Below are 20,315 nucleotides of genomic sequence, written 5' to 3'. Positions count from 1 at the left end.
CCCTACCCAGCGGCCCCGCACGCCGCGGGCCCCGGCGCGGAAGCGACCGGGGCCCGCGGGTTTTCGATCGTTCGGTGTCCTAGAACGGGTTGTCGTCGCCCGCGTTGCAGGAGCACTTCGTGGATTCGGCGAGCTCATCGAGATCGTCGACGAGCTCGACGTCGACCGCGCCGGCCCGGGTGGCTCCGAGCTGGATCATGGCTTGGGGGTTCATGCGGACACCTCCTCCCTGGGTCGTCCGTGCTGGCAGTAGCTTGCGAGTGGTGCCTTCGCCTCCTGGTAGAGCTTGGCCATCGGCCGGCAGACCCCGCAGGAGCCGGACAGCCGGCAGCCGGAGCATCCACCGGTGCGAAGCATGAGGGAGTCGGCGATCGCGCCCAGGCGCCGGAGGCCATCGAGGCCCTCGGTCATGAGGTCCACGGCGGGGTCGCGGCCGACCTTGCAGATCGACGCCTTGCCGTGCGGGTCGGAGTGGAAGAAGGTGTGGCCGGCGTTGCAGCCGGTGAATACCTTCCGCTGCCGCAGGTGCCTGGCGGACTGCGCGGGCAGCGACTCGGCGCCGCCGTAGATCGTCGGGGCCATGTTGACGTAACTGTTGTGCTCCAGGCCCCAGTTCTCGGCCATGGCGACCATCGCGGCCTCCTCGTCGGCACAGTGCTCGGTGACGACGAGGTTGAGCCGCATCGGGATGCCGGCCTCCAGCGCGGCGGCCATGCCCTTCTTGAAGGTGGCGAAGGAGCCCTTGCGGCGGGTCAGGCCGTCGTAACTGGCGACGCTGGCCCCGTAGACGGAGACGACGACCCGGTAGGCGGGCATCCTGGTCAGGACGTCGAGGACCTTCGGCTGCCACAAGCGCGAGCCGTTGGTGGAGACGGTGAGCATCATGCCGAGCTCGTGGGCGAGGGTGTAGGCGTCGGTGAAGTCGCGGTCGACGGTCGGCTCGCCGCCGGTGATCTGCAGCCACAGCACCCCGGCGTCGCGCATGAGGTGCAGGAGCCGGGCCTTGTCGTCCATGCCCAGGCCCTCGAAGGTCTTCTCACCGAGGTAGCAGTGCTCGCAGTCGTAGTTGCAGCCGAGGTTGATCTCCCACGACGCGCGGCTGTACTGCGGGTCGGCCGGGGCGCGGACCAGCAGGTAGTCCCGCAGCGGGCGGGCGGGCGTCAGGTCCACCGCCCAACGCTGCCGGGCGGCCTTGACCAGCCAGGCCGGGGCTGCCTCGCCCGCGGCGGCGGCGCGCTCCAGATCTGCGTACTGCCGTAGCGGGACCTTGATGCCCGCGGTGCTGCCGGGGCGGAGGACCAAGTGGTCGTCCAGGAACCGGCCGGCGATGAGTTCGTACACTTCGATGGCCTCCTCGATCGGGTCGGACAGCTGGTGCTCGGGGTGGGCGGGGTGCTTCCGTGCGACGTGCGGTGCGGGGTACGGAGGCCACTGCGGCAACCGGAAGCGGTCGAACGGGATCCGGACGGGGCTCCGCTCCCGCTTGCCCGATCGACCTGACACCGAGTCAACAGGTGTGCGCCGAGCGTGAACACGGTAGAGACATCCCGAGCCTTTGAAACCCTTGAAACCTCGCTTGGGAGCTGGCATGACGGCACGGATGCGGACGCCGAACGGCAGGCTCGCCGCCCTGATCGTGCAGTGCCGCTGGTCGAGCAACGGCGAGTTCGCCCGCGCGGTCAACCGGACCGGCGCCGAAGCCGGGATCAAGCTGCGGTACGACGAGTCAGCGGTGTCGCACTGGCTCTCGGGCACTCGGCCGATGGCCAAATATCAGGCCGTGGTTCTGGAGGCCCTCACCCGCCGGCTCGGCCGCCCCGTCACCGCGTTCGAGGCCGGCTTCGCCGATCAGCCCGACGTCCAGGCCGCCTCGCCGGATACCGTGGCGGGACTGATCGACCTGGGGAGCACGGACATGGACCCGTCGCGAAGGGGCGTGCTCAGCGCCGGCCTGTACTCGGTCGCCCTGACCGTCCCCGGCTGGAAGGACGTCCTCGGACGGTTCGAGCGGATCAGGACAGACCCGCACACCCGGATCGGCATGGCCGAGGTCGACGCGGTGATCCAGATGACCGAGCGGATCAGCGAGCTCGACGACCGGTTCGGCGGCCGGACCGCTCGCCCGATGGCGGCGGCGTTCATGGTCAACAACATCGCCCCGTACCTGAAGGCCGACGCCTCCGCCGAGGTCCGCCGGGCGATGCTCTCCGCCGCGGCCGACCACCTGTACCTGACCGGCTACATGGCCGTCGACGAGCGTCTGGACATGCTCGGCCAGAGCTACTACGCCAAGGCGCTCGAACTGGCCGGCGCGGCCAGCGACCACCTGACCTTCTGCACCGTCCTGCGGGGCATGAGCGTGCAGGCCGTCGAACTCGGCCACGGCGCCGCCGCGTCGAGGTACGCGGACGCCGCCTCGGCCGCCTCCCCCGAGGCCGGGCCCCGAATGCGCGCGTTCCTCGCCGGGCAGCAGGCCCACGCCCTCGCGCAGACCGGCGACGCGAGCGGCGCGCTGGCGATGCTGCACGAGGCGGAGACCGCGATGGAGAAGGCCGAGTCGAAGGCCAGGGCCCACGGATCCTACGACCCGTCCTCCCTCGCCTACCACGTCGCTCAGGTCACCTACGAACTCGGCGACCGCGGCACCGCGATCCGCGCGCTGGAGCAGTCCGAGAAGCTCCGCCCTGCGGTCTACCGGCGGGCGAGGGTGAGGCACCGCTCGATGCTCGCCGAGTGGAAGTTGCGGGAGGGCCGGCTGGAGGAGGCCGTCGCCGACTGGCACCGCGCCTTGGACGACTACCCGCACGTCCAGTCCGGTCGGGCCGACGACCGCTACCGGGCGATGCTCGCCGCGATCGGCCCGCACCGCCGCAATGCCCACGCCGGCGAGTTGTACGAACGCGCCCGACCGCTGGCCAAACCCGGACCCACCCGCTGAACCTGCGCGACCAGGCACCGGGGGACCGTTGCTGCGGCCGCAGGCGGGCCGGAGGAGAAATGCTGACGGCACCGGGGCTGCCCGATCCGCCGGGAGTGTTCGCCCGCCCGGGCCACCGGCGTGCGCACCGTTCGGCGGCGCCAGCGGTGCGGGCGGCCGCGCACCCGGAACGGCACCCGGAACCGGGGCGCCGGCGGGGGCGCGGCGACGGGAGGCGCGGACCGGGTCCGGACGGCGGAAACGGAACGGCTCCAGGAGCGACCGCGACCGGGCATCGCGGATCCTTGATCCACTCCGACCTGCGCGGTTTCCGGCGCGGGTGGCCGGCGGGGTGTCAGGCGAGTTCCCGGCGCGGGGGGACTTGACGTGGCTCGGCAAGGAAGCGAAGGTGATCGACACCATCTGACATGTTGCGTGTGACATTACACAGGTTGCCCGAAGCCACCGCCGAGGCGGGGCCGCCCGCACGCGAGGAGGGCCGCCATGGACCTGGAACTGAGGCACCTGAGAGTGCTCTGCGCGATCGCCGACAGCGGCAGCGTGGGACGCGCGGCGGCGGCGATCGGCGCCTCACAGCCCGCCACCAGCACCCAGCTGCGGCGGATCGAGCGCTACCTGGGCGCGGTGGTCTTCGACCGGACGGCCGCCGGGGTGGTCCCCACCACCTTCGGCGCCGAGGTGCTGGCCGCCGCCCGCGAGGTGCTCTCCCGGGTCGACCGGCTGGGCCAGGGGGCCGCGCCGGACGGCGAGCGCCCGCACCGCGAACTGCTGCTGGCCACCGACTGCCCGGCCCTGCTGCCGGGTGCGCTGACCCGAGCGAGACAGCTGCGCCCGGAGCTGCGCTTCGCGCTGACCCCGGGCCGTCCGGGCACCGCGCCGGGCTTCCCGGAGCCGGACGGCGGGCCCCCCTTCGACCTGGCGCTGCTGCTGGACCACCCGGGCTCGGGGCTGCGGCCGACGCCGGCCCTGGCGGCCCGGGCGGTCGCCACCGAGCCGGTGTTCGTCGCGCTGCCCACGGCGCACCCGCTGCGCCACCACGCGGAGCCGGCGCTGACCGACCTGGCGGGTGAGACCTGGCTGCTGCCGGCCGCCGACGGGGCGTCCTGGCCGGCGCTGTTCCGGGCGGCCTGCGAGGCGGCCGCGTTCTCCCCCGCCGGGGTGCGCGAGCTGCCGTACGGGCGGCGCGAGGTGCTCGACCTGGTGGCCTCGGGGCTGGGCGCGGCGCTGGTCCCGGCCAGTACCGCGCCGGTGCCGGGGGTCACGGTCAAGCCGCTGCTGGGGACGCCGCTGTGGCTGCGGTACGTGCTGCTGTGGCAGCGCGCGACGATCGGTCCCGGCCTGGCGCACACCCTGTTGGAGGCGACCGCCGCGGCCTACCGCGAGCTCGCCGCCGAGGCCCCCCACCTGCACAGCTGGGCCAGCCGGACGTTCCGCCCGCCGCGCGTGTGACCCTCCCCCACCGAAGCGCGCGCCGGTTTCACGCCAAGATCTTTCCACCCGTGTTATGCCGCGTTCACGCAATGTCATATGACCTGTGACATTGTTCTGGCCCCGGCAACGGTGCCAGGATGCTCCACGCGTCACCGCGTCACCCTCCCCCATCTTGATGCTCAGTGAGCTCCCGCCCCCAGGAGAAGCAGTGCGTCTGCGCATATCCCTCCCCACACTCGCGGCCGGTCTGGTCGCCGGCTGTACCGTCGCGGCGACCCTGCTGCCGGTCACCGCGGCCGGCGCGGCCCCCGCCGGGCAGAACGCCAAGCCGTCCGCCGCCGCCTCCGGGCAGAACGCCCCCGCGTCCGCGGTGGACCCCAAGGCCCCCGGCGGCGCCGTCCCGAAGCCGCTCGGCCCGATCGTGGACGCCGCCCCCGACACCCTGACCCCGGTGGCCGCCCCGCTGCCGCCGGCCCTGCTGGTGCAGTCCCAGATGGGACAGCCGAAGGGCACCACCGTCCAGACCACCCCGCGCCCGGCGAAGCAGAACGCCGGCAAGGGCCTGCTGGCGAAGTCCGGCGGCACCTCGGGCGGCAGCCCGCTGGCCGGCGCCCCGGGCGCCGAGGCCGGCGCGGCGGGCGCGCAGGCCGCGGCCGCGCAGACCTGCGCCTACACCGACTTCGGCAGCCGCTCCGGCGCCGACCTGGTGAACTTCGTCAAGGGCTCGACGAACACCTGCGTCAACACGCTGTACAACGTGACCGGCACCGACGCGGGCGCGATCTTCAAGCAGGCCAACATGGTCACCGTCGCGAACGCCTTCAAGGACCTGGCGGCGGGCTACGACGGCACCAACGCCTCCGGCATCCTGCAGCTGGTCCAGTTCCTCCGGGCCGGCTACTACGTGCAGTCCTACTACCCGTCCCAGGTCGGGTCGTACGACGGCACGCTGACCGCCGCCACCAAGGCCGGCCTGGACGCGTTCTTCGCGGGCACCCGCTGGAAGGACGTCACCACCGCCAACGGCGTGGTGCTGTACGACGTGCTGGTGCTGACCGACAGCGCCAACATCCAGGCCAAGTACCTGGACGTCTACAAGCAGGTGCTGAACGGCTACGACAACAGCTACAACGCGACGCCGAAGATGGTCAACGCGGTGAACTCGGTGCTGTTCGCCCCGCTGTGGCGCGGCAACTGGAACACCGACTTCGTCAACGCGGTCAGCGCCGACACCAGCCTGGTCACCACCCTGGGCAACTTCGCGCTCAACCACCGCGACCTGATGGGCACCTCCAACGCCTTCCTGGACGTCAACGCGGGCAACGACATCTCCCGGATCGCCGGCAGCTCCACCAACGCGGAGAACGCCGCCAAGCCGCTGATCAAGCAGCTGCTGGACACCACCGCGATCCTCGGCAGCACCGGCCCGCTGTACGTGCACGTCGCGTACAACGCCAACTACTACGACAAGGGTCAGTGCTCGTACTACGGCACCTGCGACCTGCCGAAGAAGCTGGCCGACACCGTCCTGCCGAACGTCCTGGTCTGCGACAACAAGACGCTGCGCGCCCAGGCCCTGACCGTCGCCCAGCTGCAGCCGGTCTGCGACAGCCTGCGCGGCGAGGACACCTTCTTCCACAACCTGGTCAAGGACAACGGCCCGGTGCCGAACCAGTACGGCAAGACGGTCGTCATGCCGGTGTTCGCCAGCGCCGCCGACTACCAGACCTACTCCTGGGCGATCTACGGGAACTCGACGGACAACGGCGGCCAGACCGTCATGGACGTCACCGACCCGAACAACCAGCCGGTCTGCGTGATGTACCAGAAGTCGTGGAACGACGACTTCCCGGGCAACGTGTGGAACCTCAACCACGAGTACACGCACTACCTCGACAACATCTACGACATGAGCGGCAACTTCGCCTCAGAGACGTCCGTCCCGGACATCTGGTGGATCGAGGGCGTCGCCGAGTACCAGTCGTACACCTACCGGGGCGTCACGGACACCCAGGCGATGACCGAGGCGGCCAAGCACACCTACAAGCTGTCGACGATCTTCCAGAACACGTACAACAACTCGGACTCCACCCGGGTCTACCCGTGGGGCTACCTGGCCGTCCGCTACATGTTCGAGAAGCACCCGGCGGACGTGTACAACATGCTCGGCCACTTCCGCACCGGTGACTACCAGGGCGGCTACGCGGTCTACAACGGCCTCGGCACCTCGTACGACGCCGACTTCGACGCCTGGCTCGACCAGTGCGCGAACGGCGCCTGCTTCGCCACCGGCCCGACCGCGCTGTTCAACCAGTCCGTGAACGGCGCCACCGTCACCCTGACCGACCGCTCCGTGGTCACCAACTCCCCGGCGCAGATCACCGGTTGGCACTGGACCTTCGGCGACGGCGGCACCTCCGAGGAGCGCAACCCCTCGCACACCTACGCCAAGGCCGGCACCTACACCGTCGCACTGACCGTCACCGACGCCAACGGCCGCACCACGGCCACCCCGTCCTCGGTCACCACCACCGTCGACGCCAGCGCCACCCTGCCGACCTGCGCCGACCAGCGCACCGACGCGATGGGCCAGAACTGCCAGCGCACCGGCCGCGCCCGCGCCGCCGGCGACACCGACTACATGTACATCTACCTGCCGGCCGGCACCAGCACCCTGAAGGTCACCGCCAACGGCGGCACCGGCACCGCGTACCTGTACTACAACGAGGACACCTGGGCCTCCCCCAGCGCCTTCACCGCCTCCTCCACCACCCAGGGCACCGCCCAGACCATCACCGTCAACAACCCCACCGCCGGCTACCGCTACCTGAGCCTGTACGCGGTGACCGACTTCGCCAACGTGACCATCAGCACCCAGTTCTGACCCGCTGACCCCCACCCTGGGCAGCCGCGGCAACCAGCCGCGGCTGCCTTCGGCGTCTCACCGGCCGAGCCGCTCCGCGGCGGCCGCCCGGAGGTCGTCGTCCTCGGCCGGGCTGTCGCGCAACCGGGCCAGCCGGTGGGCGAGTTCCCGGCTTTCGGGGGCGTGCCGGACGGCGTACAGCCGGGCGTCCGACTCGCAGTCCCAGAGCGACTCGTGCAGCAGCGCGTCCGTCCCGTCCGGGGTGATCGCGTGCAACGCCCTCAGGTAGGACGGGCGTTCGTAACTATGCGGGGTGTTCTCCCAGAGCCCGCGCAGCAGCGGGGCCGCCTCGGCGACGGCCGGGCCGAACCGGGCCAGGCCGTCCGCCAGGCCGTCCGACCCGCACCACTGGCCGACGGCGCACTGCCGCGCCAACTCGGCCAGCAGCAGCGGGGCGTCGGCGACGGTGCCGTGCTCGGCGAGCACCTGGAGACCGAGCCCGGAGAGCCAACTCCGGCTGTCGACGGCCCACTCCCGGGCCGGCTCCACCGCGAGCGGCCCGAGCCGCCGCACAATCCGGAACACCCCGGGGAGCGCGCGCTCCCCCAGCCAGGCGGGCTCCGTGGTGGACAACTCCGTTATCATCGGCAGGACTTCGGGGAACGTCCCGGGACGGGAAGCGAGCGTGCCGAGTGCCCTCGACAGCTCGCCCCGAGCGGCGCCCGGATCGCGCAGCACGGCGAGCAGCCGGCCGTTGCGGGGCTCGAACACCATCCGGTGCGGGCCCCGGCCGCCGCGCTCCGGCTCCGGCCCCCGCCAGTGCCGCCAGGCGTGGTCGTCGGGGCACGCGGGCTCGGCCCCGCCGAGGCGGCGCAGCGCGTCCGGCCGCAGGTCGTCCCACGACTCCACCGGCCAGCGGTCGCCGAGGTGGCCCAGCGCCTCCTGCCAGTGCTCGCCGTGCCGGACGTGCGCGCGCAGCGCGTCGCGGGCCGACTCTCCGCCGATCAGGGCGAGTTCGGCGAGGGTCTGGAGGACCCGGTCGGCGGTGTCCTCGTCCGCCCCCTCCAGCAGCTCCAGCACCGGCTCGACCGGCGCCGCCGACTCCCTGAGCAGCCGGGCGTGGTAGCCGTGCCGCTGGTCGGACTGCCGGTCCCAGCGGGTCTCCCGGCGCAGGCAGTCGAGCACCGCCTCGGCCCCGGCCGCCCGATCGGCCAGGGCGAGCGACCGGCCCAGCCCCCGGCCGCGCTCGACCGCGCCGAGCAGGGTGTCGGCGGGGGCGTAGGCGGCGTAGGCGGCGTGCTCGTCGTAGGGGTCTTCGGTCTCCGTGCCGTCTTCGGCGTCTGCGGTGTCGGTCACGGGCGTCGAGGGTGCCCGATCCGGGGGCGGGGCGCGAGCGGTTTTCCGGCGGTGCTCAGCCGAGCCGCCGGGCGGCGGCGGCCCGGAGGTCGTCGTCCTCGGCCGGGCTGTCGCGCAACTGGGCCAGCCGGTGGGCGAACCGGGGGTCGTCGGGGAGGTGCCGGACGGCGTACAGCCGGGCGTCCGGTTCGCAGTCCCAGAGGGATTCGCTCAGCAGGGGGGCGGCCGCGCCCGGGGCGATCGCGTGCAACGCCCTTAGGTAGGAAGGGCGTTCGTAGCTGTGCGGGGTGGTGTGCCAGAACCGGCGCAGCAGTGGGGCGGCTTCGGCCGCGGACGGGCCGTACCGGGCCAGGCCGTCGGCGAGGAGCTTCGGGCCGCACCACTCGTCCCGCGCCCACTGGTCGGCCAACTCGGCTACCAGGAGGGGGAGTTCGGTGTTCCCGCCATGCTCGGCGAGCACCTGGAGACCGAGTCGGCGCAGTGCGGGGTGGTCGGCGGCGGCCCACTCCCGGGCGGGAGCGAGGGCGGCCGGGCCGAGCCGTCGGACCGCGTCGTGCAGGCCGGCCGGTGCGTGGTCGGCGGTGGCCGACTCCGTTATCAGCGGGAGGAGTCCGGCCGGGTCGACGGGGCGGCAGGCCAGGGCGCGCAGGGCTTCGGCGCGGTCGTCGGGCGCGGTGCCGGGGTCGGCCAGCGCGGCGAGCAGCCGGCCGGTGCGCGGGGCGAGCGGGACCGGGCGCGGGGGCCGCGGCGCGGACGGCGGCTCCGGCTGCCAGCGCGGCCAGGGCGCGGCCCGCCAGTACACCGGCCGCTCGCCGCCCAGCCGGCCCAGCGCGGCCGGCCGCAGGTCGTCCCACCACGGCAGGGGCCAGCGCCCGGCCAGCAGCGTCAGCGTCTCCTGCCACCACTCGCCGTACCGCACGTACCGGCGCAGCGCGGCGCGGGCCGGTGCCGAGCCGAGCAGGGCGAGTTCGGCCAGCGTCTCCCGGGCGCGCGCGGAGCCGTACGCGTCGGGGCCGTCGAGCAGGTCGGTCAACGGGTCGGCGGGGAGTGCCAGTTCGGTCACCAGGAAGGCGTGGTAGCCGGCCCGCTGGTCGACGCCCCAGTCCCACCGGGTGTCCCGGCGCAGGCAGTCGAGCAGTGCTTCGGCCCCGGCCGCCGGGTCGGCCAGGGCGAGCGCCCAGCCCAGCCCCCGGCCGCGTTCGAGGGCGCCGAGCGGGCTGCCGGGCCGGGCGTAGCGCCAGGGGGCGGGGTCGGTGTCGGTCACGGGCGTCGAGGGTGCCCGCTCCGGGGGCCGGGCGCGAGCGGTTTTCCGGCGGCGGGGTGCCCCGGGGGCTCAACTGGCGTACGGGGTCCAGCCGGTGGCGGTGGCCCAGGGTTCGGCGAGGGCGGTGACCAGGTCGACCACGGGGTCCTTGACGTCGGTGTAGGCGTCGAGGTCGGTGACGGCCGCGGCGAGGGTGCGCTTGAACGCGGCGTAGCCGGGGACGGCTTCGGGGTGGGCGCGGAACCAGTCGCGGAACAGCAGGGCGAGGCGTTCGTTGGGCGAGCCGAGCAGGCGTACGTGCAGGTTGCAGTCCGGTCCGGCGGCGGGGTCGCGGCGGAGCCAGAAGCGCTTCGCCCAGCGCGCGGGGTCGTCGTCCGTCCCGGCCGGGACGTGGTCCTGCCGGTGGGGTGAGCCCTGGAAGCCGAGGGCGGCCAGCGGGGCGTCGAAGTCCCGTTCGGCGGCGGCCAGTTCGGTGACGCCGACCTGGAGGTCGTAGACCGGTTTGGCGGCCATGCCGGGGACGGCGGTGCTGCCGATGTGCTCGACCCGGACCGCCGGCGGGCCGAGGGCGGCGCGCAGTTCGGCGGCCAGGTCGGCGGCCCGGGCGGGCCAGTCGGGGTCGTACGGGAGGACGAGGACGGCGGGACGGGCGGCGGAGGACATCCGGCCGAGTCTAGTGACCGGAGGCCAGTGACGGAAAGTGATGGACGCGCTATACCGGTAACGGGTGGTGGGCACTGGGGGCGGGCCGGAGCGGCTCGCGGTCCGCCGGCGGGGAGGCGTGATGGGAACGCTCGGTGTGCTGGGCGCGGTGGCGGCGCTGGTGGCGGCGGGGCTGCTGCGCTGGCTGCCCGTGAAGGCGCGGGGGCGGGGGGAGGACCTCTCCCCGGTGGCCGTCGCGGGCCTGCGGGGCGGGACGGCGGCCGCGCTGGGGGTGGCACTGGTGGAACTGCACCTGGCGGGGACGGTCGAGGTGGTCCGGCACGGCCGGCTGCTGCGGGTGGGGCACAAGGGTCCGGGACCGGGCCTGACGCCGCTGCACCGGGCGCTGTGGGCGGCGTTCGGGCGGGCGCTGTCGCCGCTGGACGCCGGGAACTCGCCGGCGGCGCGGCGGGCCAGGGCCGAGCTGTTCGCCGAGCTGACGGCCCGCGGGCTGCGCTGCGGCCGGGCCCGGCTGCTGCTCGCGGCGCTCGCGGCGCTGGCGGCCTGCGGGCTGGGCGTGGCCGTCGCGGTCGGGGGGGACCTCGCGGTGGGCCTGCCGCCGGCGGTGCTACCGCTCGCCGTCCTGGCCGCCCCGGCCCGGACGCTGGCCGGCCGCCGGGTGCTGCGCGGGCTGCGCCGCCGCAACCCGCCGCCGGGCGCGGCCGAGGCGGTCCACTCCTCGGACGTCGCCCTGCTGGTCGCACTGTACGGGCGTCCGGCGCTGAAGCGGCTGGTCCCGGAGCTGGCCGACCGGACGGCGCTGCTCGGCGGCCGCTCACTGTCGGAGACGGTCGCCGGGGAGAACCGCGCCCGGAACGACTTCGGCGGGGTGACCGGCGGCAGCTACCCGGGCGGCGGCATGTGAGTGCGGGCGCTGCGGGGCGGCGCGGGGCGGGCTCCCGGCGGGGGTCAGAACGCGTACGGCCCGAAGCGGCCCCAGGCGACCAGGACGGCCAGGGCCAGCAGGACGAGGTTGACCGGGAGGGACTTGGCCTCGCCGCGGCGGAGGTGGACGACGGCCGCGCCGACCATGGTGACGGCCAGACCGGTGGCGGCCAGCGGGACGAGGACGGTGGCGATGCCGGTGACGGCGGGGAGGATCAGGCCGAGGGCGCCGAGCACCTGGGTGGCGCCGAGCGCCTTGATCGCGCCGGGGGCGACGTCCTCGGCCCAGCCCATGCCGGAGGCGACCAGTTCCTCCCGGGACTTGGTGATCTTCATCAGGCCGGCGGCCGCGAAGGCGAGGGCCAGGAGGGCGGCGACGATCCACAGGGTGATGTTCATCAGGTGCTTCTCTGCTCGATGACTTGAATGTTCAACCAGAAGGTAGGCGGGTATCAGTTGAAAGGTCAAGTCATCGAGCGGCGCTGCCGCCTCCGATCCGGCTTGAACATTCAAGTCAAACCGGGCCTTTCCCGCAGGACGCACCCGTACCATGGCAGTCATGAGCACCGATGAACCCCGCTGGCTGGACCCCGAGGAGGAGGAGACCTGGCTGGCCATGGTCACCCTGCTGACGCGCTTCCCGGGCGCCCTCGACACCCAGCTGCAGCGCGACGCGGGCCTCTCCCACTTCGAGTACCAGGTCCTCTCCGGGCTCTCCATGACCCCCGGGCGCACCCTGCGAATGAGCGTCCTGGCCGAGTTCGCCGCCTGCTCGCTCTCCCGGCTCTCGCACACCGCCAAGCGCCTGGAGGCCAAGGGCTGGCTGCGCCGGACCCCCGACCCCGAGGACGGCCGCTACACCCTCGCGGTGCTCACCGAGGAGGGCTGGGAGAAGGTCGTCGCCACCGCCCCCGGCCACGTCGCCGAGGTCCGCCGACTGCTCTTCGACCCGCTGACCAAGGGCCAGTACGGCCAGCTGAAGTCGATCAGCCACCGGATCAACGAGGCGATCGGCCCGCTCCGCGGCTGCCCCTCCCACCCCGCGCCGCCCGCACCGCCCTCCTCCCCCTGAGCCCCCGCTCCCCCTCCCGCGACACCCCGACAGCGCCCCGACGGCTCCCCGACGACATTCGGCGCAGCCCGGGCGCCCGGAAGGCCCGGGGTCCCGCAGGACCCGACCGTCGTGTACACCGAGAACTTCGAGAACGCACCTGCGGACAAGCCGGTCCGGCTGACCGGCTACAACGGCTGGGTGCTGGACGACACCGCGACCTCCGCCGGCTACGCACCCGGCATCGCGGACTGCGGCAACTCGGCGAACTTCTGGGACTCCTCCCGCGACCTGGCCGCCGTACTCGGCCAGTACAACGGCACCGCGGTGCCGAACCAGAACCAGGCGGTGACCGCGTTCACGTACAACAGCCCGGGCGCGAACCGGGTCGAGTTCGAGACCGTGCAGCCGCTCCCGCTGCCCCGCACCAACCGGTTCCTGGCCTTCTCGGTGAACAGCGCCGCCACCAACTGCTCGGTCTCCGCACCGCAGTTGAACTTCTTCCTGCTGGACGGCCCGACCGCGGTCCCGGCCTCCGCCAAGCCGCTCAACCCGTGCACCGACCCGGCCGCGAAGTCGTACCCGGTGGACGGCAAGGCGTACAAGGCGGTCGGCCGGGCCAGTGACGCGCCGGTGCTGTTCGCGGGCAGCCTGCTCGGCATCCGGATGACCAACGCGAACGGCAGCGGCACCGGCAACGACGCCGCGTTCGACGACATCAGGGTGCTGGACGTCACCCCGCAGGTCGACAAGGCGTTCACGCCCGAGGTGGCGACGGCGGGCGGCACCAGCACGCTGGTCTTCACCGTCACCAACACCAGCGACCTGGCCGCCAAGAAGGGCTGGTCGTTCACCGACACCCTCCCGGCCGGCCTGACCGTCGCCGGCCCCGCCCCCGCCTCCACCACCTGCGCCAGCGGCAAGGTCGAGTCGGACAACGGCCTCGGCGCCGTCACCCTCTCCGGCGACCTGACGGCCGGCCAGGCGTCCTGCACGCTCGGCGTCCAGGTGACGGCCGCCGCCGGGACGTACCGCAACTGCGCGGAGAACGTCTCGGACGCGATCGGCGTCGACCTGCCCGGCTGCGCGGTGGTCCGCTTCGTCACGCCGCGCTACACCATCGCCAAGAGCTCCCAGCCGGTCGACGGCGGCGCCGTGCTGCCCGGACAGCGGCTGGAGTACCGCGTCCTGGTGAGCAACCCCGGCGAGGTGCCGGTCGACGCGCGGCTCGACGACGACCTGACCGCCGTCCTCGACGACGCGGCGTACGACGGCGACGCCGCCGCGACGCTCGGGCAGGTCGACTACCGGCAGCCCGTCCTGCACTGGAGCGGCGACCTGCCGGCCGGCGGCAGCGCGAGCGTCCGCTACTCGGTGACCGTGGCCGACCCGCGGCGCGGCGACGGCCGGCTCCACAACGCCGTCACCGCCGACGGCTCCAACTGCGCGGCCGGGTCGGTCGATCCGCACTGCGCCACGCACGGCGAGGTCCCGCCGGCCCCGGCCGGACCGACCTCGGCCGGACCGGCCCCGACCCCGACCGCTGCCGCCGCCGTGCCGCCCGCCCGGACCGCGCTGCCGTCCACCGGCGCCGGGCAGCCGCTGGTCGCGGGCGGGCTCGGCGGGCTGGCCCTCGGCGCGGGCCTGCTGCTGACCCTGGCCGCCCGGCGGCGGCAGGAGCGCGAGCGGGAGCGGGGGGACGGGACGGGGTGACGACCGGCTGATCCGTCCGCGACGGCCCGCACCGGCTCCTGGTGCGGGCCATCGGCGGGTGCCGGCCCGTCGGCGGCCCGGGGGCGGGAGGCGGGGCCGGGGGCCCCGCTCGGGGGCGACGGGGGGTGGGAGATCATTCTCCGCATGACCCCCGTTCTGGTGTTCGCCCTCGCCGCGCTGATCATGCTGCTGACGCGGCGGCGGAACGACGGCGGCCGGGGCGGGTTCGCGGCCGAACTCTCGGCGGGGCTCGCCGCGGTGGAGGCGGCGGGGTTCGACCCGGCGGCGCACGGGCTGGTGCCCTCGGCCGAGCTGGACCCCGGGCGGGCCGGGCCGCCGATGCGGCTGCTGCGGCGCAAGGAGCTGGAGGCGCTGGCCGACTCCTGCCTGGCGGGCGGCTGGCGGGCCGCCGAGGCGTACGTCGCGGGGGCGGGGGCGGACTGGGACGAGCGCTGGTCGCGGCTGGACTTCCTGACCCGGGTGGCCGCCGAGCGCGACGAGTGGCTGACCGACTGGGAGGCGGCGGGCACCGCGCCGGCCGCGGCCGCCACCGTCCGGGCCCGGCTGCTGGTGCAGCGGGCCTGGGAGGCGCGCGGCAGCGGGTTCCCCGCGCAGATCGGGCCCGAGCGGATGGCCGCGTTCCGCACCCGGCTGCCCGCCGCGTACGAGCTGGCCCGGCAGGCGGCGGAGGCGGACGGACGGGACCCGGGACCCTGGGTGGTGATGATCACGGCGGCGCGCGGGATGCGGGTGTCCCGGCGGAAGTTCCGGGCGCTGTGGGCCGAACTGGTCGCCCGGGCGCCGCACCACGTCGGCGGGCACTGGCAGGCGATGCAGTACTGGTGCGCCAAGTGGCACGGCAGCGACACCCTGATGCTGCGCTTCGCGGTGCGCGCGGTGCGCGAGGCCCCGGCCGGGTCGCCGCTGCCCGGACTGTACCTGCAGGCGCTCACCGAACTGGAGCTCCGGCACGGCCCCGGCGGCCTGCCGGAGCGCCGCCGCCACCGGGAGCTGCTGCCCCGGGTCGCGGCCGCGCTGGACGAGGTGCCGCCCGGCAACGACCAGGTGCCGCTGCTGCGCCACCTGCTGGCGCACTACGCGCTGCTGTCGCGCCAACCCGCCCTGGCCCTGGAGCAGTTCCGGCTGATCGGCCCGTGGTGCGGGGCGCTCCCCTGGTCGGCCGCGCCCAACCCGGTGCGGGCCTTCGACCGGGCCAGGGGGCTGGCCGCGACGCTGGCCGCCGGGAGCGGGAACGAGCACCCCGGGGCGGGGACGGCGGGCGTCGGGGAGCGACCGGACACCGACCGGGCGGCGGACGGCGACCGACCGGGCGACTGACCGGGCGGCCGACCCCCGGACCGCCCCCGGGCACCGCCGCGGGACACGGCCGCGACCCGGTATCGGCCCGTTCGTGGCGGGATCGCGCCCGTCCGGCGCGGCGGACGGACGAGTACCGTGACCGCCCCCGGATTCGGTCGTTATCCCCGGACGTGAGTGCCGACCCCTTGGCCCCGACGGGCGTCCGCGACGAAACGATTCAGCACGCCCCCATCTACGCACGGCTGGTGACCCTGTGGCACCAGTCCGGCCGCACCGTGCCCGGCCGCCGGGACCACGAGTGGTCCCGGCTGGTCACGCCGCCCCGGTTCGCCGCCCACCCCGCCCCCGCGCCGGTCACCGAGCGGGCCCCGGGGCCCGCCCCTGAACGAGAACGGTTCTCCCCGCCGCCCCCGCCCGATCCGGCCCCGGCCCCGGCGCCGCCCGCCGCCCCCACGCCGACCGCCCCGGCACCGTCCGCCGTCCCGGCGGCACTCGTCCCGTCCGTCGTCCGCCCGAGGGAGGGCTCGTGAACCACCGGAACACCCCCCGCGCGTGGATGCGGCGCAACGGCGAGCCGGACTGCGTGCTGCTGCTGGACGTGACGGTGGCGCCGTGCCCGGGGCTGCGGGTCGCGGTGCCGGCCCGGCTGCGCTACCACCGGGCCGACCCGTACGCGGTGCACCTGGACTGCCACGTCGACCTGGAGGAGCCGATCACCTGGCTGTTCGCCCGCGAGCTGCTGGTGGACGGGCTGGACGGGTGGGCGGGGATCGGCGACGTGACGATCCGGCGGTCGACCGCGGCGGAGGAGCTGGCGATCGCGCTGAGCACGCCGGGCCAGACCGCGGTGCTGCACACCCCGTCGGCGCCGGTCCGGGACTTCCTGGCGCTGACCCACCGGCTGGTGCCGGCCGGCACCGAGCACGAGCACCTGGACGCCGAGGGGCTGATGCGCCGGATGCTGGCGGAGGCCGGGGACGTCGGGAGGTTCGAGTAGCGGCGGCCTGGCCAGGCCCGACCAGGCCGGGGAGTGCTGCGATCATATTCCTGTCGGATGGTCGATTTTCCACGGGTATTCACGACCTTTCATCCGGGAATCACTCCTTCGCCACCGCTCGAAAACGGCCTGCGCAGTATCGATTTCCGCCGCCGGCCGTTGAACAGTCGCCGTCTGCCGGAAATCCGGTATTCGCCGTCGGCGCCGCCCGTTATTCTGAGGCCAACCCCTTAGGTGGTCCGCACAAGGAGTCGTCCATGACACGCACCCGTGGGCCGAACACCGCCCTGCGCGGCTGCATGGCCGAGGCCGGGTGGAACGGCCCCGCGCTGGCGGCCGCGCTGCAGAAGGTGGCCCGGGAGAGCGGGTTCAGCGTCGGCTACGACCGGACGACGGTGGCGCACTGGCTGTCCGGCACGCAGCCGCGGCCGCCCGGCCCGCAGTTGCTGCAGGAGGCGTTCGCCCGCCGCCTGGCCCGCCCGGTCTCGCGCGGCGAACTCGGCCTGAACCCGGCGGACCAGGAGCTCGCGGAGGCGCCCGAGCAGGAGACGGCGGACGCCCTGACCGGGCTGCGCCGGCTGCATGCCTGGCCGCACGCGAACGAGCCGCAGGACGAAACCTTTCAGCCTCCGCTGTTCCAGATCCGCATGCTGCCCGCCCCGCGTCCGCCGCTGAGATCCGGCCCCGGCGCGGATTCCGCGCTCCGGGCGCCGGTCGCGCCGACCGCCCGCCGCTCCGGCCCGGAGCGGGTCGGGGCGCGGCACGCGGAGGCGGTGCGGGAGATGACGGCGTTCGGCGCCCGGCACTACGACGGCTACGGCGGGGCGGTCGCCCGGAGCCTGCTGCTCGGCTACCTGCGCGACCACGTGCTGCCCTGGGCGAAGTCCCCCGCGAACGACCAGCGGCACCGCGAACTGCTGGTCGCGGCCTCGCAGTTGGTCCGCCTGGTCGGGCGGACGTACACCGACGACAACCGGCACGGCGAGGCCCAGCGGCACTACCGGCTGGCGTACCAGCTGGCGACCGAGGCGCAGGACGGGCCGGCCCAGGCGATGGCGCTGCGCGACCAGAGCACCCAGGCCGGGGCGCTCGGGCACCACGCGTACGCGGCCCGGCTGGCGGACGGCGCGGCCGAGCACCTGCCGCCGGACGCGGCGCCCGGCGTGCGGGCGTTCGTGCTCGCCCAGCAGGCGGTGGCGGCGGCCCGGCTGCGCCAGGCGGCGGAGGCGCTCAAGCACCTGGAGGCGGCCCAGCACTGGGCCGGCCGGTCGGCCGTCGAGGGCGGCCCGCACCGGTACCCGGAGCCCGCCCTGCTCTACCAGGCCGCGCAGGTGCACCGCTCGCTGCGGGCCACCGAGTTGTCGCTCTCCTACCTGCGGGCCTCGCTGCGGGCTCGGCCGGCCGGCGAGCACCGGACGATCGGCGTCTCGCTGCTGCAGCTCGCGCACCTGGAGCTGGACTCGGGCAACATCCACCAGGCCCGGCGGGCGTACACCAGCTTCCGCGAGCGGCAGGACGCGCTGCGCTCCCCGGCGACGACGCTGCAACTGACGCGCCTGGAAGGCCGGTTCGCCCGACTGGGTGGGTAGCCGTTCGGCGGGTTCCGCCTCCCGATCGGGGGAACGGGAGGCCCCGTCGGCGGCCGTGCGGGGGTCCGGCCCGGCGGCGGGGTGAGCCGTGCGGGTCGGTTGCTTGGCGGGCTCGGACGGCGGGTGATCAATGAGGGTATGAACGATCCCTCGTACTACCCGCTGGTGTCGCCCGTCCCGCCGCGGCTGCCGCGGCCGCAGGCCGGCCCGGCCGCGCCGCCGGCACCGACCGCCCCGGAAGCACTGGAAGCACTGGAAGCGCCGGAACGCGGCTGGCCGGCACGGGACTTCACCGGCGCCGCGTGTTCCGACGCTTCCTGGGGCGGGTGGCTCGACGAGCGGTCCGGCGGACGGCTCAGCTGACGCGGGCGGGGGACGCCGCCGTCCCCTCGCCCCCGTCCGCCGCCCCGTCCGCCGCCCCGTCGCCGTCCGGATCGGCGGTGCGGATCAGCATCACCGCGGTGGCGGTCGCGAGCACCTCGCCGTCGCCGCCGGTGACGTCGGCCCGGGCCAGGACCCGGCTGCCCTGCCGGTGGGTGACGGTGCCGAGACAGCCGACCGCGCCGCCGGGCGCGGGCACCGGACGCAGGTACTGGACGCTCAGACTGGCGGTCACCACGGTGTGCCGGGCCGGGGCCAGCGAGACCACGGCGAGGCCGCACGCGGTGTCGCAGAGGGTGGCGAGGAAGCCGCCGTGGGTGTTCTCCGGCCAGCCCTGGTGCGTGCCCAGCGGCCTGACGGAGAGCAGGACTTCACCGGGGCCGACGGCCGTGACCCGCATCCCGAGCTCGTCGCTGAACGGGAACAGCGCCCGCTCCGCGCCCCGGGCCGCCCGCAGCGCGTCGATCCCGTTCGCCCGCAGCATCCGCTCGTACACCGTCCCGAGCCCGGAGCCGGTCCCGGCCGTGGGCTCCGGCCCGGGGTCGGCCGCCGACTCGGCCACCGCCCCGGCCGCGGGTCCGGCCGCCGCCCGGGTCCGGGCCCGGGCCAGCGTCGCCCGCCTGGCCCCGGCGGCGGCCCTCGCCCCGGCGCCGGGGCGGAGCTTCGCGGCGGGTTGCTCGGCGACGGGCCGCGCGGGGGAGGCGACGGGCCGCGCGGGGGGCTTCGGGCCGGTGGACGTCCTGGGCCCGGTGGCCGCCTTCGGCGTGCCGCCGGCCGTCCGCGGTGCGGCCTTCGCCGTCGGGCCGGTGGTCGTGCGCGGGCCCGTGACCGGCCCGGTGGTGCCGGTGGTCGACCGCTCGCCGGGCGCGGATCGCGCGCCGGTGGCGGGGGCGGGGCCGGGGGCCGCTCGCGTGGCGGGCGCGGGTTTCGTGCCGGACGGGGACGGGCCGGGCGGGCAGGGGTTGGGCATGGGGTTCTTTCCGCTTCGCGGGCGCGCGATGCCGCCCGGATGTACGAGGGCACGGGCGGCCTCGACCGGTGGGCGCGGTGCCGTCGCGCCGCCGGGTTCCAGGGCCTCCCGGCAGCAGTATGGGGGTGGCGCGGCCCGGCGGACGGGAGTGTGCGGGGCCGGTCCGGTTGAAGTCGTCGCGGTGTTGAAACCCCCTGCCGGGGGCGGGAACGCGGCGCGAGAACGCGGCGGGGCGCGGGAACGCGGCGGGGTGCGAGAAGGCAGCGGGGTGCGAGGACGCGGCGGGGCGCGGTCCGGGAACGGGGCCGGCCCCGGGGCCGGGTGGGGAGCCCGGGGCCGGGGCCGGTGGGAGGGGATGGGCGCGCGTCGTGGTCAGGACGCGCGTTCGCCGAGGACGGGCACCCGGATGCGGCCGGTGGAGCGCACGGGGACGCGGCCGACGGGGGCGACGGGGCCGGTGGGGCGGACCCGGTAGCGGTTGAGGTGGTGGCGTTCGACCTCGCGCAGCGGGCGGCTGCGGCGGGTCGCGGCGTCGGTCGGCACGGTGACCGTCCGGGCCTGGAACACCATCTGTCCGCGCCGGCGGGCCTCGCAGGTGGTGCTGATGGAGGACCGGCCGAGGCGTTCCACCCAGATCTGCACGGGCAGCGGGGTGGGGCAGTGGTAGAGCGGGGAGCGGTAGTCGATCTCGTGGCGGGCGATCATGAACCCGTCCTCGAAGAGGTCCTGCCCCTCGGTGTCGTCGTAGAGGAGGCAGTAGACGGCCTCCTGGACGTACTGGAGGACCTTCAGGTTGTTGACGTGGCCGAAGGCGTCCATGTCGCCCCAGCGGGTCCGGCACAGGTAGGTGTACAA

At 74.8% G+C, this 20,315-nt stretch carries 19 protein-coding genes; 11 read left to right on the top strand and 8 right to left on the bottom strand.

The features are described from left to right. Positions 1–79: 79 nt before the first annotated feature. Both KSE_RS45970 and KSE_RS29765 read right to left on the bottom strand, forming a co-directional pair. Positions 80–214: a hypothetical protein gene (locus tag KSE_RS45970; protein WP_255519012.1), complete on the bottom strand. Its 135-nt coding sequence runs from the start codon at positions 212–214 to the stop codon at positions 80–82. Further along, positions 211–1,440 carry a radical SAM protein gene (locus tag KSE_RS29765; protein WP_014139079.1) on the bottom strand — a complete coding sequence of 410 codons (1,230 nt, stop codon included), beginning with the start codon at positions 1,438–1,440 and terminating at the stop codon, positions 211–213. The genes KSE_RS45970 and KSE_RS29765 overlap by 4 nt, the downstream gene beginning before the upstream one ends. Positions 1,441–1,588: 148 nt before the next feature. On the opposite strand from KSE_RS29765, the gene KSE_RS29760 reads away from it, so the two are divergent. The 3 genes from KSE_RS29760 to KSE_RS29750 all read left to right on the top strand — a co-directional run bounded on the left by KSE_RS29760 (position 1,589) and on the right by KSE_RS29750 (position 7,253). After that, positions 1,589–2,938 carry a tetratricopeptide repeat protein gene (locus KSE_RS29760; protein ID WP_014139078.1) on the top strand — a complete coding sequence of 450 codons (1,350 nt, stop codon included), beginning with the start codon at positions 1,589–1,591 and terminating at the stop codon, positions 2,936–2,938. Between the two features lie 483 nt (positions 2,939–3,421). Then, positions 3,422–4,387 (top strand): LysR family transcriptional regulator, encoded by a 966-nt coding sequence (locus tag KSE_RS29755; protein WP_014139077.1) that lies wholly within the window; start codon positions 3,422–3,424, stop codon positions 4,385–4,387. 190 nt (positions 4,388–4,577) lie between these two features. Beyond that, entirely contained in the window at positions 4,578–7,253 is a 2,676-nt protein-coding gene (locus KSE_RS29750) for a collagenase (protein WP_014139076.1), read from the top strand. A 57-nt stretch (positions 7,254–7,310) separates the two neighbouring features. Here KSE_RS29750 and KSE_RS29745 read toward each other — a convergent pair whose 3' ends face one another. The 3 genes from KSE_RS29745 to KSE_RS29735 form a co-directional block, all read right to left on the bottom strand. After that, positions 7,311–8,588, bottom strand: a complete 1,278-nt coding sequence (locus tag KSE_RS29745; RefSeq protein ID WP_014139075.1) for a hypothetical protein — start codon at positions 8,586–8,588, stop codon at positions 7,311–7,313. Positions 8,589–8,643: 55 nt separating this feature from the next. Further along, positions 8,644–9,852: a hypothetical protein gene (locus KSE_RS29740; protein ID WP_014139074.1), complete on the bottom strand. Its 1,209-nt coding sequence runs from the start codon at positions 9,850–9,852 to the stop codon at positions 8,644–8,646. A 69-nt stretch (positions 9,853–9,921) separates the two neighbouring features. Further along, entirely contained in the window at positions 9,922–10,515 is a 594-nt protein-coding gene (locus KSE_RS29735) for a GrpB family protein (RefSeq protein WP_014139073.1), read from the bottom strand. 121 nt (positions 10,516–10,636) lie between these two features. Between KSE_RS29735 and KSE_RS29730 the strand changes: the two genes are divergently transcribed. Beyond that, positions 10,637–11,419: a TIGR04222 domain-containing membrane protein gene (locus tag KSE_RS29730; protein WP_033260273.1), complete on the top strand. Its 783-nt coding sequence runs from the start codon at positions 10,637–10,639 to the stop codon at positions 11,417–11,419. Between the two features lie 44 nt (positions 11,420–11,463). Here the strand turns inward: KSE_RS29730 and KSE_RS29725 are convergent, their stop codons facing one another. Next, the gene (locus tag KSE_RS29725) at positions 11,464–11,838 is read right to left on the bottom strand and encodes a DoxX family protein (protein WP_014139071.1); all 375 of its coding nucleotides are present in this window, start codon (positions 11,836–11,838) and stop codon (positions 11,464–11,466) included. 160 nt (positions 11,839–11,998) lie between these two features. Here KSE_RS29725 and KSE_RS29720 point away from each other — a divergent pair, with 160 nt between their 5' ends. The 7 genes from KSE_RS29720 (at position 11,999) to KSE_RS29690 (ending at position 18,472) form a co-directional block, all read left to right on the top strand. Beyond that, positions 11,999–12,511 carry a MarR family winged helix-turn-helix transcriptional regulator gene (locus KSE_RS29720; protein WP_014139070.1) on the top strand — a complete coding sequence of 171 codons (513 nt, stop codon included), beginning with the start codon at positions 11,999–12,001 and terminating at the stop codon, positions 12,509–12,511. Between the two features lie 111 nt (positions 12,512–12,622). Beyond that, a complete protein-coding gene (locus tag KSE_RS38875) occupies positions 12,623–14,203 on the top strand; it encodes a DUF7933 domain-containing protein (RefSeq protein WP_014139069.1) in 1,581 nt (526 codons plus the stop codon). A gap of 144 nt (positions 14,204–14,347) precedes the next feature. After that, the gene (locus tag KSE_RS29710; protein ID WP_014139068.1) at positions 14,348–15,541 is read left to right on the top strand and encodes a hypothetical protein; all 1,194 of its coding nucleotides are present in this window, start codon (positions 14,348–14,350) and stop codon (positions 15,539–15,541) included. A 227-nt stretch (positions 15,542–15,768) separates the two neighbouring features. Continuing rightward, positions 15,769–16,053, top strand: coding sequence for a hypothetical protein (locus KSE_RS29705; RefSeq protein ID WP_041293910.1), 285 nt, complete (start codon positions 15,769–15,771; stop codon positions 16,051–16,053). Continuing rightward, positions 16,050–16,520: an SsgA family sporulation/cell division regulator gene (locus tag KSE_RS29700; RefSeq protein ID WP_014139066.1), complete on the top strand. Its 471-nt coding sequence runs from the start codon at positions 16,050–16,052 to the stop codon at positions 16,518–16,520. Before KSE_RS29705 ends, KSE_RS29700 begins: the two co-directional genes overlap by 4 nt. A gap of 257 nt (positions 16,521–16,777) precedes the next feature. Then, positions 16,778–18,109, top strand: a complete 1,332-nt coding sequence (locus tag KSE_RS29695; protein WP_014139065.1) for a hypothetical protein — start codon at positions 16,778–16,780, stop codon at positions 18,107–18,109. A gap of 138 nt (positions 18,110–18,247) precedes the next feature. Next, on the top strand, positions 18,248–18,472 hold the full coding sequence (locus tag KSE_RS29690; protein ID WP_033259974.1) for a hypothetical protein: 225 nt from the start codon (positions 18,248–18,250) through the stop codon (positions 18,470–18,472). Here the strand turns inward: KSE_RS29690 and KSE_RS45965 are convergent. Both KSE_RS45965 and KSE_RS45960 read right to left on the bottom strand, forming a co-directional pair. After that, on the bottom strand, positions 18,465–19,460 hold the full coding sequence (locus KSE_RS45965) for a PaaI family thioesterase (RefSeq protein WP_014139064.1): 996 nt from the start codon (positions 19,458–19,460) through the stop codon (positions 18,465–18,467). The two genes, KSE_RS29690 and KSE_RS45965, sit on opposite strands and share 8 nt — an antisense overlap. 372 nt (positions 19,461–19,832) lie before the next feature. Then, positions 19,833–20,315, bottom strand: a complete 483-nt coding sequence (locus tag KSE_RS45960; RefSeq protein WP_014139063.1) for an acyl-CoA thioesterase — start codon at positions 20,313–20,315, stop codon at positions 19,833–19,835.

Source organism: Kitasatospora setae KM-6054 (genome assembly GCF_000269985.1).
Classification (GTDB): domain Bacteria; phylum Actinomycetota; class Actinomycetes; order Streptomycetales; family Streptomycetaceae; genus Kitasatospora; species Kitasatospora setae.
The sequence above is the reverse complement of the archived record's forward strand: the minus strand, read 5'-3'. Positions and strand labels throughout refer to the sequence as shown.

Excerpts from the sequence above, each read along its gene's own strand:
- KSE_RS45965 (WP_014139064.1), bottom strand. The coding sequence starts at position 19,460 with ATGCCCAACCCCTGCCCGCCCGGCCCGTCCCCGTCCGGCACGAAACCC.
- KSE_RS29725 (WP_014139071.1), bottom strand. The coding sequence starts at position 11,838 with ATGAACATCACCCTGTGGATCGTCGCCGCCCTCCTGGCCCTCGCCTTC.
- KSE_RS29690 (WP_033259974.1), top strand. The coding sequence starts at position 18,248 with ATGAACGATCCCTCGTACTACCCGCTGGTGTCGCCCGTCCCGCCGCGG.
- KSE_RS29760 (WP_014139078.1), top strand. The coding sequence starts at position 1,589 with ATGACGGCACGGATGCGGACGCCGAACGGCAGGCTCGCCGCCCTGATC.
- KSE_RS29755 (WP_014139077.1), top strand. The coding sequence starts at position 3,422 with ATGGACCTGGAACTGAGGCACCTGAGAGTGCTCTGCGCGATCGCCGAC.
- KSE_RS29720 (WP_014139070.1), top strand. The coding sequence starts at position 11,999 with ATGAGCACCGATGAACCCCGCTGGCTGGACCCCGAGGAGGAGGAGACC.
- KSE_RS29710 (WP_014139068.1), top strand. The coding sequence starts at position 14,348 with ATGACCCCCGTTCTGGTGTTCGCCCTCGCCGCGCTGATCATGCTGCTG.
- KSE_RS29735 (WP_014139073.1), bottom strand. The coding sequence starts at position 10,515 with ATGTCCTCCGCCGCCCGTCCCGCCGTCCTCGTCCTCCCGTACGACCCC.
- KSE_RS29730 (WP_033260273.1), top strand. The coding sequence starts at position 10,637 with ATGGGAACGCTCGGTGTGCTGGGCGCGGTGGCGGCGCTGGTGGCGGCG.
- KSE_RS29695 (WP_014139065.1), top strand. The coding sequence starts at position 16,778 with ATGACACGCACCCGTGGGCCGAACACCGCCCTGCGCGGCTGCATGGCC.
- KSE_RS45970 (WP_255519012.1), bottom strand. The coding sequence starts at position 214 with ATGAACCCCCAAGCCATGATCCAGCTCGGAGCCACCCGGGCCGGCGCG.